A 12,996-nucleotide genomic window follows, 5' to 3' on the forward strand; every position below is an offset into this window, starting at 1 on the left:
GAATTTTGAAAGAAAATTGTTTTTTTTATAGAAAAAAAAAATATTCTATAGAACCAAATGGAGTAGTTACGGTAAAAAGTCATTCCAATATTGCTTTAATTAAATACTGGGGAAAACATAATAATAAAATTCAAATACCGTTGAATTCATCTATTAGTTATTCTTTAGGAGAGGTGTACACGGTTACACGTTTAATTTATAAAGAGAGAAAAAAAAATAATTTATCTATAAGAGTATTTTTTTCAGGAAAAGAAAAAACTAGTTTTACTCCAAAAATTTTAGAATTTTTTCATAGAATTTCATTTTATTGTTCCTACTTACGAAAGTTTAATTTTATTATAGAAACCTATAATACTTTTCCCCATAGTAGTGGGATAGCTTCTTCTGCTTCTTCCATGAGTGCTTTAGCATTATGCATTATGAAAATAGAAAAAAAACTAGTATGCTCTTTAAAAGAAGATTTTTTTTTTAAAAAAGCTTCTTTTTTAGCCAGATTAGGTTCTGGAAGTGCTTGCAGATCTATTTATCCTGGACTTGTTGTTTGGGGACATCATAAATCCATAAAAGGAAGTAATAATCTTTATGCTATCCCATATCCATATGAAATACATTCCATTTTTAAAAAAATAGAAGATACTATTTTAATTATAGATGATGTACCTAAAAAAATATTGAGTTCAAAAGGACATCAGTTAATGAATAATAACCCTTATGCTAAAGAGAGATTTAAATGCGCTAATCAAAATATGGATAGACTTATATCTATATTAAAAATAGGAGAATTTCAAGAATTTGGAGAATTAATAGAACATGAAGCTTTGACTCTTCACGCTATGATCATGACTTCTAGACCCTATTTTTTATGGATGAAACCAAATACTCTGAACGTGATTTATACGGTATGGGATTTCAGAAGACAGAATAATAAAAATATCTATTTTACACTAGATGCAGGAGCTAATGTTCATCTTTTGTACCCTATTCAAGAAAAAACATCTATTATAAAATGGATTTATAATGATTTATTTTTTTATTGTAAAAAAATTATAGAAAGTTTTTGTTTATAGAATTAATTATCTTTATAATTTTGGTGGACGTAGCTCAGTTGGTTTAGAGCATCAGATTGTGGTTCTGAGGGTCGCCGGTTCGAATCCGGTCGTTCACCCAAATATTTCTAATTCAATATCTTTTTTATTCTTGTAAAAGCTTCTATGATTTTTTCTTCAGATGAAGCGTAAGAAATACGTAAACATTCATTATTACCAAAAGCACTGCCACTAACAGTAGCAACTTTGCTTTGTTCAAGTAAAAATTCAGAAAATTCGTCTGAATTTTTAATCATTTTTCCATGTAATTTTTGTCCGAAAAAATTTGAAACTTTTGGAAAAATATAAAAAGCCCCATTTGGTTGATAAAATTGAAATCCATCAATTTCTTTGATCATATCTAAAACTAGATTTCTTCTTTTTTTAAACTCTTTGATCATATATTCAATTTTACTGGGATGGGATGATAATGCAGTAATAGCAGCTATTTGTGCAATAGAATTAGCACAAGATGTCATCTGTCCCTGTATCTTGTCACAAGATTCAGCAATCCATTTTGGAGCTCCAATATATCCAATTCTCCAACCCGTCATTGAAAAAGCCTTAGATAATCCATTAACTGTGATAACTTGATGATAAATGTTAGGAAATATAGCAATACTAGTATGTTTTTCTGAATAACAAATATGTTCATAAATTTCATCAGAAAGAATCATGATTTCTGGATATTTTTTAAAAACTTCTGCTAAATTTTTTAGTTCATCATAAGAATAAACACTTCCAGTAGGATTACAGGGAGTACTGAAAATAAATAATTTTGTTTTAGATGTAATGGCTTTTTCTAATTGTTCTGGATTAATCTTAAAATTGTTTTTCATAACCGTTGGAATTATAACTGGATTAGATTCACAAATTTTTACCATTTGTAAATAGCTAACCCAATAAGGAGCGGGAATAATAACTTCATCATCTCTATTTAACAAAGATAAAAGAACATTCATTATAGCTTGTTTTGCTCCGGTAGAAACCACAATTTGATAAGGGTTGTATTTCAAATGATTATCCCGGTGAAATTTTTCGCATATTACTTTTTTAAGTTCTAAATATCCGGATACAGGGGTATAATAATGATAACCTTCATCTATAGCTTTTTTTGCAGCGGATAAAACAAAATTAGGAGGATAAAAATCGGGTTCTCCCAAACTCAAATTTATAACATCATGACCTTTATTTTTTAATTCTCTAGCTTTAGATGACATAGCTATAGTTTGTGAAAAAGATATATTTTGTAAACGATAAGATAATCTATTTTTCATAACATGAATATTTATTGTAATTGTTCGATTGAAATGATTGCAAATCTAAATAAACTAAATAAATTTGATTATAAGTTTATTTATCATCCATTAATTAATATGGAATTAATTCAAAAATATTTTCCATATCTATTAGATCGGCAAATCTATAGATTGTATTATTTAAAAAATTTATATTCATATTGGAATACATATGTGAATTTAGTTTCTAGAAAAACATTTCACGATTTTTATCAACAACACGTCCTTTTTTCTTTAGGAATAGCTAAAGTATTTTCTTTTTACCCTGGATCATGTGTTATGGACTTAGGTACAGGAGGTGGGTTCCCTGGAATTCCTTTATCCATAATTTTTCCTAAGACAAAATTTATATTAGTAGATTCTATTAAAAAAAAAATAAAAATTATCGAAAAAATAGCATATAATCTTCATTTAAACAATGTACATCCTATTTGTATACGTGCAGAGAAATTAGAAAATAAATTTGATTTTGTGGTGACTCGATCTGTAAACAAAATAGATATTATCCATGATTGGATAAAAGATAAATTTAAATATAAATCCAACTCTATCATTCAAAATGGAGCTTTTTATATAAAAGGAGGAAATTTGGATGATGAATTAAAAAAATTTCCTAATGCGATAGAATATCCTTTAAATCATTATTTTGAAGAACCTTTTTTCGGTACTAAAAAAGTTATTTGGATTTCCAACATAGAAGAAAAAATATAGTATACAAAAACTAACTAAAATGAATCCTAAAAAATTTTTTTTAGAAAAAGTGAGACAAAAAGGAGGATGGGTAAATGCTCATGCTCATTTAGATAGAGCTTATACTCTAACAAGAAAAAATTTCAAGTATTCTTATTCTCCCCTTCAAAAAAAATGGTATCTGGTTGATGAAATGAAACGTTTAGCTACAGAAGAGGATATTTACATACGTATGGAAAAAGCATTAGAATATTTTTTAATGCAAGGAACACAAGCTTTATGTTCTTTTATTGATGTAGATGAAATTATTGAAGATCGTGCCTTGAAAGCTGCTAAAAAATTGAAAAATAATTATGGACATTCTATTCATATTTGTTTTGCTAATCAAGTTCTTAAAGGGGTATTGGATCCAAAATCAAAATATTGGTTCGATCAATCAATAGAATTTGTGGATATCGTTGGAGGATTACCCGCTACAGATTCTGGGAAAGAAGATCAACATATAGACATTTTATTACAAATGGCCAAAAAAAAAGGAAAAATTGTACATGTACATGTAGATCAATTTAATATTAGCGAAGAAAGAGAAACTGAAAAATTAGCAAAAAAAACGATTGAACATGGAATGCAAGGAAAAGTAGTAGCTATTCATAGCATTTCTTTAGCTGCACATGATAGAGATTATCGTTACAGAATATACAAATTAATGAAAAAAGCAGATTTGATGGTTATATCTTGTCCTATTGCTTGGATTGATCATACTAGAAATGAACGTTTAACTCCTAGCCATAATTCTATCACTCCAGTAGATGAGATGGTTCCTGAAGGAATTATAGTGGCTTTTGGTACAGATAACATCTGTGATATATATAAACCTTTCTCTGATGGAAATTTATGGATAGAATTACGAGTGATGTTAGAAGCTTGTCGTTATTATGATATAGATCATTTGGTAAAAATTTCTACAATAAATGGATTAAAAGTATTAGGTTTGGAAAAGAAGTAGTTTATTTCTTCCCTCTTTTTTCTGGACGCATTTGTGGAAAAAGCAAAACTTCTTGAATTGATTTTTTTTTAGTAAGTAACATAACCAAACGGTCTATTCCAATTCCGATACCTGCAGTAGGAGGCATTCCAAATTCTAAAGCACGTATGAAATCTTGATCAATAGATATAGATTCATCTTGTGTATTTCTTTCGGAAAATTTCATTTGTTCTCGTAAACGATCAAGTTGATCGATAGGATCATTAAGTTCTGAATAAGCATTTGCGATTTCTTGACCATTAATAATGAGTTCAAAACGTTCTGATAAATTTTCTTTATAACGATGTTTTTTTGTTAAAGGACTCATTTCTATAGGATAATCAATAATAAAAGTCGGATTGATGTAATTTTTTTCGCATTTTTCTTCAAAAATATTCTCAATTAATTTAGCTTTACTCATTTTTATATTTTCTTCTATATGTAATTTTTGACAAATTTTTCTTATTTGTTCTTTTTTTTTTTCTTTGAGATCAAATCCAGTATATTTTTTAATAGAATCCAATATAGGGATACGAGGAAAAGGAGTCTGAAAATTAATTTCAAATTTATTACAAATGTTTTTCATCAATTTTTCTGTAAAATTCATCATCCAGTAATAGTCTTTATAAGCGACATAGAGTTCTAATACAGTAAATTCTGGGTTGTGAATACGATCCATTCCTTCATTTCTAAAATTTTTTGAAAATTCATATACACCGTTAAATCCACCAATAATCAATCTTTTCAAATAAAGTTCATTAGCTATACGTAAATATAATGGAATTCCCAATGCATTATGATACGTTTCAAAAGGACGAGCTATGGCTCCTCCAGGAATGGATTGTAGAATCGGAGTATCTACTTCTATGTATCCTTTATCATCTAAAAAATTTCTTACTTTTTGTATGATACGAGTACGTTTTAAAAAAATTTCTTTTACATGATCATTTACAATAAGATCTACATAACGCATACGATAACGTTGTTCTGGATTAGAAAATGCATCATGTATTTTTTTGTTTTTATCCATTTTTACTTGTGGTAAGGGTCGTATAGATTTAGATAATAAAGTGAACTTATGAACATGAATGGTCATTTCACCCATTTTTGTTTTAAATAAAATTCCCTTGATTCCAATAATATCCCCTATATCTATAAGTTTTTTAAAAAAAATATTGTAAGCTTCCTCTTTTTTTATTATTTGATCCGAAGATAAAAATAAATGATCCTGAGTAAAATATATTTGCATATAACCCGTATGATCTTTGATCTCTCCAAAAGAAGCTTTTCCTAAAATACGTAAACGCATTAATCGTCCAGCTATACTTACAGTTTCTTTTTCCGTAAATTTTTTTTGTATATTATAAATAGTAGTAGTTACAATATATTCTTCTGATGGATAAGGGTTGATTCCCAACTTTTTAAGTTTATATAACTTTTTTATTCGTATAACTTGTTGTTCTGATAAATTGGTCATATCCTGACGAAAAAAACGAATTGAATAAAACGAAGGTACATTTTATATAAATTTTTAAAAAAACTATGAAAAAAAAAATACTTTCTTTCGAAGATTTAGGAAAAAAAGAATATCAAGAGACTTGGAAATATCAGAAAAAATTATTTAATGACATTATACAAAATAAAATCAATAATATATCTACTAAAAAAGCAGGATATTTGCTCTTTGTAGAACATCCTCATGTATATACTATAGGTAAAAATGGGAAAAAAGATAATCATTTGTTGGTTTCGTCAGATTTTTTAAAAAAAATTAATGTTTCTTTTTGTCAAACAGATAGAGGAGGTGATATCACTTATCATGGACCTGGACAGTTGATAGGATACCCCATTTTAAATATGGATTATTTTTTTACGGATATTCATAAATATCTTCGTCTTTTGGAAGAAGTGATTATACATTTTTTATGGAAAAATTATGAAATCAAGGGAGAACGAAAAAAAGGAAAAACAGGAGTTTGGTTTAATGTAAAAAATGGTAAATCCAGAAAAATATGTGCAATCGGAATTAGAATGAGCCGTTGGGTAACCATGCATGGATTTGCTTTAAATGTAAATACAGATTTACAATATTTCAAACATATTATTCCTTGTGGAATTTATAATCAAGAAGTTACTTCTTTAAAAAAAGAATTGAAATTGAATTATATCTCTTTTCAAGAGGTGAAAAATATGGTAAAAAAATCATTTCAAGAAATTTTTGATATAGAATTCATCAATATGCCGAAAAAATTGGGTTTTTAATTTATCGGTTTTGCTATCATAATTCCATCCTTATCTACTTTTGTAAGTAATACATCTTGTAATGTATTTTCATATATAGAAGAATTGTATAAATTTAATGGGATCTTAGTTCGAATATAATTTTCTGTATACCCATATAAATATTCTTTATTATGATAATTATTTTCGAATAATACAATTTTTTTGGTATTTATTTGTTTTTTACAAAAAAAACGGTACTTTTTTTCAGAAAGAATTCTCAAAATTTGATTCCGTTTCCACTGTATTTTTTTATATATATTTTCTTGTATTAGACTGGATTTCGTATTTGGCCTACTAGAATAGGTAAATATGTGTAAAGATGAAATTTCTAATTTTTTCAAAAAATGAAAAGTTTCCAAAAAATGTTTATGTGTTTCTCCAGGAAAACCAACAATAATATCTGAACCTATATAAGCATCTGGCATTAAATCTCGAATTTTTTTTACTTTTTTTTGATAAAGTTCTCGTCTGTAACGTCTATGCATTCTCATCAATATATCATTACTACCAGACTGTAAAGGAATATGAAAATGAGGAACAAAACGTTTACTTTTAGATAAAAATTCAATATATTCATCTTTAAGCAAATTAGGTTCTATAGAAGATAAACGGATTCTTACTTTTTCTTGTATTTTATCTATAGCTTGTATTAAATCAAAAAATGAATATAAACGTCTATTTCCTACGTATATATTTTTTCCATAATCTCCTATATTAATTCCTGTTAACACAATCTCTTTTACTCCCTTTTTAAAAAGGAATAAAATATTTTTCAATATATTTTCTATACTATCAGAACGAGAGGGTCCTCTTGACATAGGAATGATACAATAACTGCACTTATAATCACATCCATCTTGTATTTTTAAAAAGGAACGAGTTCTACCTCCAATTGAAAACGATGGAAAATAAATTTCTTTCGAAATAATCTTTGCATAGTATTTTTTTTTCCATTCTCTGTTAATATAATCTATAATCTTAAATTTCTCTTCATACCCTAAAACAAGATCCACTCCAATAATAGAAGACACCTCTTTAGGGTTTAATTGAGCATAACATCCTATTGCTACAATAAAAGCTTTTGAATTTTTTTTCACAGCAAAACGTACAATATGCTTGAATTCAATTTCCGCATTTTTTGTTACAGAACAACTATTGATCACATAAATATCTGCATGGCTCTTGAAAGGAACGTGTTGGTAATATAAATTAGAAAATTTTCTCGCTATGGTAGAAGTTTCTGCATAATTAAGTTTACACCCTATGGTATAAAATGCTACTTTTTTTTTATACATTTTTTATTTTAAGATGAGAAATAATCTTCAATTCCACTATGATTAGGTTTTATTGCTTTTTTTCCTTTTATCCAATTTGCGGGACATACTTCTCCACTTTTTTCATAATATTGAAGAGCATCTATCATACGGATAGCCTCATGTACACTTCTACCTAAAGGAAAATCATTAATTAAAAGATGTCTTATGATTCCTTTTTTATCTATTAAAAATAATCCTCTATAAGCAACTAATTCTCCCGTTGCTTTCAATCCTTCATTATTGCAAATCCAATCCCCAGATAATACTCCATAGTTATGAGATATGGTTTTATTGATATCAGAAACTATAGGGTAAGTAACTCCATGTATACCTCCTTTTTCTTTTGGCATTTGTAACCAAGCCCAATGAGATTGTTCTGTATCCGTAGAGATAGCAATAATTTGTACATTTCTCATTTCAAAATCTTTAATTTTTTCTTGAAATGCATATATTTCTGTAGGACATACAAAAGTAAAATCTTTAGGATAAAAAAAAAGTAAAACATATTTACTTCCTTTAAATTGTTCCAAAGTAAAGTTTTGTATAATATTTTTTCCATTTAATACCGCACTAGCCGTAAAATTAGGTGCTTTTTTCGAAATTAATGTATTCATTTTTTTCGTGTTTATACCCACGAATTTACCAAAACTTAAAAAAAGAAAAAAATAATTTTTTTTTACAAAAAAATGATTAAACATATCTATGTAACTTTTTATGAAGTTCGTTTTTAATATTTGTTAAATGCATAATTTTTTTTATAAAAGCTTTTTTATCCTCATTTTTTGTTGTATCATAATTATGATAATGTGTGATTTCTTTTTGAATTAATTGAGAAATATATAAAGATTTATACCTTAATAAAATATCACTAATATATTGATTTATACGATCATCTTGAGATGAAACTTGTATTCCTTTTTTGTCCCATTTAGATAATGAATATAATTTCGTTTTCTCTTTCGAAAATAACTTCAACGAAGTTGTTTTTTTATTTTGTAAACAAATTTGATCAAATATTTCTTGATTCTCATTTAAGGAAAAACGTAAATTCCAACATTGAAAAACTCGAAATACTTCTTTTAAAATCGTTGTATTGTGTTCTTTTTTTTTTATGATTTTATTTCCATGATTTAAAATTAATTGAATCAATTTTTCCTCGAAAAGAAGAATTGTATTTCTTTTTTTAGAAAAAAATGTTGTATTTTTCTTAACTGGATTAAATTTCTTTACATTTTTTTCGTTCATTTTTTTCAATTCATAAATCAAAATTTTTTGACGAATATTTAACACTCTTGAAGCTTCTTGTAGATATAATTCCTTCTGAATAACGTTAGATATTTTCGAAATGCTATTCAAAATATTTTTTACTAAAAATGATTTTTTAATGGGATCATTTTTATGTTTATGAAATATTTCATATACTTTTTGTTTAAAGGAAACAAAATTGTAACTATTTTTTGCAAGAAACTCTCTGAGTTGAGAAAAGGGGTATTTTTTTGATATAGAATCTGGATCTTCTCCATTAGATAGAAATAATATGCGAAAATTCATTTCTTGTTCTAACATCATATTAATTCCTCTTAAAGAAGCTTTAATTCCAGAATGATCTCCATCATAAAAAAGAACAATATTTTTTGTAAATTTTTTGATTAATAGTATTTGATCTGTAGTAAGTGAAATTCCAGAAGAAGAAACTACATTTTTTATACCAGATTGATGTAAAGAAATAACATCTGTATATCCTTCTACTAAATAACAGAAATTTTCTTTTAAAATGTTTTTTTTAGCTTGAAACAAGCCATATAAAATTTTACTTTTTTGAAAAATATTACTTTCTGATGAATTAATATATTTAGTGGAATATCTATAATCAATATGTCTACCTCCAAAACCTATAACTTTTCCTGATAAATTATGTATTGGAAACATTACACGTTGACGGAAACAATCAAAAAAATGGTTGGATTTTCTGAAAATAGTAAATCCAGATTTTATGATATCCTGTATTTCGAATCCTTTTTTTAATGCGTTCAACGTAAACATTTTACAAGAAATAGGGGCGTATCCTAATTCGAATTTTTGAATAATTTCTCTATAAAAACCTCTTTTTTGAATTAAATAATTCAATCCATTTTCCTGTCCTTCTTGGGTAGAATGTAACTGGTTAATAAAAAAACGTTTTGCGTAATCTTGTATTAAGTATAATTTTTCATATTTCGTTTCTTTATATTTATATTGATGATACTTATTTATATGATCAATCTTGATATCATATTTCTTGGCAAGAAAATGTAATGATTCCTCGTAAGTAAAACGTTCATGTTCCATAAGAAAAGTGATAACACTTCCTCCTCTTCCAGAACTAAAATCTTTCCATATTTTTTTCATAGGAGAAACTATAAGAGAAGGTGTTTTTTCATTAGAAAATGGACTGAGTCCTCTATAATTAAAACCACTTTTTCTCAATTTCACAAAATCTCCAATAACATCTTCTATACAAGAAACAGAAAGTATTTTTTTTATAGTTTCTTTAGAAATCATAATAATGTTTAATTTCCTAATTTCATTTTGTGAATAATTTCTTTTGGATTAGAATCAGAAAAAATAGTAGTTCCTGACACTAATATATCTGCTCCATTTTTGAATAATAAGGAAGAATTTTCTAAATTGATTCCTCCATCCACTTCTATAAGTGCTGAAGAATCTTTTTTTAAGATTAAATCTTTAGTATCTTCTAATTTTTGATATGTTTGATGAATAAATCTTTGCCCACTATAACCAGGGTCCACACTCATCAATAAAACAAAATCTATATCATTAATAATATCTTGTAAAAGAAAAATTGGAGTATGTGGATTCACAGCTATTCCTACCTTCATTCCATTATTTTTAATATAACAAATTGTTCTGTTTAAATGAATACAAGATTCATAATGAATATGTAAATGATCAGCTCCACAAGCTTTCACCTGTTCAATATAGCGTTCTGGTTGTAATATCATTAAATGTACATCCATAGGTTTATTAGCATATTTTTTTACATATTTAGTAAATAAGAATCCAAAAGAAATATTAGAAACAAAAGAGGTATCCATTATATCAATATGAAACCAATCTGCTTCACTTTGATTAAGCATTTCTATATCACGATATAAAAAGGCTAAATTTGCTGAAAGTAAAGATGGAGCTATAATTTTTTTCATATTTTTTATTTATTATATTGATTTTTATGAAATCATAGCTTCACTAATTCCAGTATGAGAGAAACCTCCATCATGATATAAATTTTGCATAGTTACTTTTTTAGTTAAATCTGAAAAAAGTGTAATTATATAGTTTGCACAATCTTGTGCGGAAGCATTTCCTAACGGAGATATTTTTTCAGATAACTTGAAAAGTTCATTGAATCCTTTAATGGCTTTTGCTGCTCGTGTTATAGTAGGAGATTGTGATACAGTATTAACCCGTACTTTTTCTTTTATCCCCCAATAATAGCCAAAATTACGTGTGATACTTTCTAAATAGGATTTATAATCTGACATATCTCCATAATATGGAAAACTACGTTGAGAAGCAATATATGTAATTGCTACAATAGAACCCCATTTATTCATCGCTTTTTTATTCCAAGCTGTTTGCATTATCTTATGATAAGATACAGCAGATATTTCCCATCCTTTTCTTAAAAATTCATAATTCAGGGAAGGATAGGTTAAACCCTTTCGTATATTCATAGACATAGCTATAGAATGTAGTAAAAAATCTATTTTTCCTCCGAAATGATCTAATGTTTTTTCAAATAAAATATTAAGATCTTGTATGGAGGTAGCATCTGCTGGAATCACCATAGACTTTGTTTTATGAGATAATTCATAAATTTTACCTATTCTTAAAGAAGCTGGTGTATTGGTTAGCACGAAAGATGCTTTTTCTTCATAAGCACGTTCTGCAACTTTCCAAGCTATAGAATTTTCATCGAAAGCTCCAAATATAATTCCTTTTTTTTTTTTCAATAGAGACATACGTTAAAATATTAAATACCTTTTTTTGGGATTGAATATATCCTTTATAACGGCTAAATAGTCCAACTTTTCCCATGTAAAAAGTTCTACTTCTTGTTTTTTTTTATTTCCTTCTATATCTAAAAAAGACTTATACACTTTTTTTGGTGTTTTTCCCATATGTCCATACACAGATGTTTCCTCATACATTGGCTGACGTAATTTTAATCTTTTTTCTATAGCGTAAGGACGTAAATCAAAAATTTTCTTTATATTCAACACAATATTTTCATTATCTACTTTTGATTTACCATAGGTATTAACAAAAATCCCTATAGGATCTGCAACACCTACAGCGTAGGATATTTGTATTAACAATTCATCTGAAATTCCTGCTGCTACCAGATTTTTAGCTATGTGTCTAGCGGCATAAGCTCCAGATCTATCCATTTTAGATGGATCTTTTCCGGAAAAAGCACCTCCTCCATGAGATCCTCTTCCTCCATAAGTATCTACTATAATCTTTCTTCCGGTTAAACCAGTATCACCATGAGGTCCTCCAATGACAAATTTTCCTGTTGAATTGATGTAGTATTTCGTTTCATTCGAAAATAATTTTTTTACATTTTTTATGTTATTCATTACTCTTGGAATGAGAATACCTTTAACGTCATCAACTATACGTTGATGCATTTTTTCTTTTGTATCAAATTCATCATGTTGAGTTGAAATTACAATTGTGTGAATATGTACCGGTACATTGGTGTCAGAATATTCTAAAGTTACTTGAGATTTTGCATCTGGACGTAAATAAGTCATTTCTTCTCCTTCATTTCTGAGAAATGAAAGTTCTTTTAATATATGATGTGATATTTCCAAAGATAAAGGCATATAATTTTCCGCTTCTTTCACTGCATAACCAAATACAATACATTGATCTCCAGCTCCTTGTTCTTCTTTTTTTAATCTATGAATTCCCTCTAATAGATCTAAAGATTGCTCTTGAATAGCAGAAAGAATTCCACAAGAATCTGCATGAAATCTATATTCATTTTTAGTGTACCCTATTTTTCTAAGGATATCGCGAGCTATTTTTTTAACATTAACCCAAGTCTTAGAATTGACTTCTCCAGATAATATAATTTGTCCCGTGGTGACTAAAGTTTCTATAGCTACTTTGGCATTTGGATCATACGCTAAAAAATGATCTAGTATTGAATCAGATATTTGATCTGAGATCTTATCGGGGTGACCTTCTGAAACAGATTCGCTAGTAAATAAATAAGCCATTTTTATGAC

At 27.3% G+C, this 12,996-nt stretch carries 12 protein-coding genes and 1 tRNA gene; 5 read left to right on the forward strand and 8 right to left on the reverse strand.

What is annotated here, in order from left to right:
* The first annotated feature begins 5 nt into the window (after nucleotides 1–5).
* Together H0H44_RS01415 and H0H44_RS01420 are read left to right on the forward strand one after the other, a co-directional pair.
* Nucleotides 6–1,067 (forward strand): diphosphomevalonate/mevalonate 3,5-bisphosphate decarboxylase family protein, encoded by a 1,062-nt coding sequence (locus H0H44_RS01415; RefSeq protein WP_185871899.1) that lies wholly within the window; start codon nucleotides 6–8, stop codon nucleotides 1,065–1,067.
* A 23-nt stretch (nucleotides 1,068–1,090) separates the two neighbouring features.
* Nucleotides 1,091–1,165 (forward strand) — tRNA-His (locus H0H44_RS01420).
* Between the two features lie 9 nt (nucleotides 1,166–1,174).
* Here the strand turns inward: H0H44_RS01420 and H0H44_RS01425 are convergent.
* On the reverse strand, nucleotides 1,175–2,362 hold the full coding sequence (locus tag H0H44_RS01425) for a pyridoxal phosphate-dependent aminotransferase (RefSeq protein WP_185871900.1): 1,188 nt from the start codon (nucleotides 2,360–2,362) through the stop codon (nucleotides 1,175–1,177).
* Nucleotides 2,363–2,365: 3 nt separating this feature from the next.
* On the opposite strand from H0H44_RS01425, the gene rsmG reads away from it, so the two are divergent.
* Together rsmG and H0H44_RS01435 are read left to right on the forward strand one after the other, a co-directional pair.
* On the forward strand, nucleotides 2,366–3,094 hold the full coding sequence (rsmG, locus tag H0H44_RS01430; RefSeq protein ID WP_394798468.1) for a 16S rRNA (guanine(527)-N(7))-methyltransferase RsmG: 729 nt from the start codon (nucleotides 2,366–2,368) through the stop codon (nucleotides 3,092–3,094).
* 19 nt (nucleotides 3,095–3,113) lie between these two features.
* Entirely contained in the window at nucleotides 3,114–4,079 is a 966-nt protein-coding gene (locus H0H44_RS01435; protein WP_185871901.1) for an amidohydrolase family protein, read from the forward strand.
* Between the two features lies 1 nt (nucleotide 4,080).
* Here H0H44_RS01435 and lysS read toward each other — a convergent pair whose 3' ends face one another.
* The gene (gene lysS, locus H0H44_RS01440) at nucleotides 4,081–5,574 is read right to left on the reverse strand and encodes a lysine--tRNA ligase (RefSeq protein ID WP_185871902.1); all 1,494 of its coding nucleotides are present in this window, start codon (nucleotides 5,572–5,574) and stop codon (nucleotides 4,081–4,083) included.
* 65 nt (nucleotides 5,575–5,639) lie between these two features.
* Between lysS and lipB the strand changes: the two genes are divergently transcribed.
* Nucleotides 5,640–6,359: a lipoyl(octanoyl) transferase LipB gene (gene lipB / locus H0H44_RS01445; protein ID WP_185871903.1), complete on the forward strand. Its 720-nt coding sequence runs from the start codon at nucleotides 5,640–5,642 to the stop codon at nucleotides 6,357–6,359.
* Here the strand turns inward: lipB and mtaB are convergent.
* From mtaB to metK, 6 genes are all read right to left on the reverse strand, one after another.
* Nucleotides 6,356–7,675: a tRNA (N(6)-L-threonylcarbamoyladenosine(37)-C(2))-methylthiotransferase MtaB gene (gene mtaB, locus H0H44_RS01450; protein ID WP_185871904.1), complete on the reverse strand. Its 1,320-nt coding sequence runs from the start codon at nucleotides 7,673–7,675 to the stop codon at nucleotides 6,356–6,358. The genes lipB and mtaB overlap by 4 nt on opposite strands.
* 8 nt (nucleotides 7,676–7,683) lie before the next feature.
* A complete protein-coding gene (locus H0H44_RS01455; RefSeq protein WP_185871905.1) occupies nucleotides 7,684–8,310 on the reverse strand; it encodes a peroxiredoxin in 627 nt (208 codons plus the stop codon).
* Between the two features lie 76 nt (nucleotides 8,311–8,386).
* On the reverse strand, nucleotides 8,387–10,237 hold the full coding sequence (gene dnaG / locus H0H44_RS01460) for a DNA primase (RefSeq protein WP_185871906.1): 1,851 nt from the start codon (nucleotides 10,235–10,237) through the stop codon (nucleotides 8,387–8,389).
* An 8-nt stretch (nucleotides 10,238–10,245) separates the two neighbouring features.
* Complete coding sequence (rpe, locus tag H0H44_RS01465; RefSeq protein ID WP_185871907.1) at nucleotides 10,246–10,899, reverse strand: ribulose-phosphate 3-epimerase; 654 nt, start codon at nucleotides 10,897–10,899, stop codon at nucleotides 10,246–10,248.
* Between the two features lie 24 nt (nucleotides 10,900–10,923).
* On the reverse strand, nucleotides 10,924–11,718 hold the full coding sequence (locus H0H44_RS01470; protein WP_185871908.1) for an enoyl-ACP reductase FabI: 795 nt from the start codon (nucleotides 11,716–11,718) through the stop codon (nucleotides 10,924–10,926).
* A 3-nt stretch (nucleotides 11,719–11,721) separates the two neighbouring features.
* A complete protein-coding gene (gene metK, locus H0H44_RS01475) occupies nucleotides 11,722–12,987 on the reverse strand; it encodes a methionine adenosyltransferase (RefSeq protein ID WP_185871909.1) in 1,266 nt (421 codons plus the stop codon).
* Between the last annotated feature and the right edge of the window lie 9 nt (nucleotides 12,988–12,996).

It is taken from the genome of Blattabacterium cuenoti (genome assembly GCF_014252115.1).
Classification (GTDB): domain Bacteria; phylum Bacteroidota; class Bacteroidia; order Flavobacteriales; family Blattabacteriaceae; genus Blattabacterium; species Blattabacterium cuenoti_AK.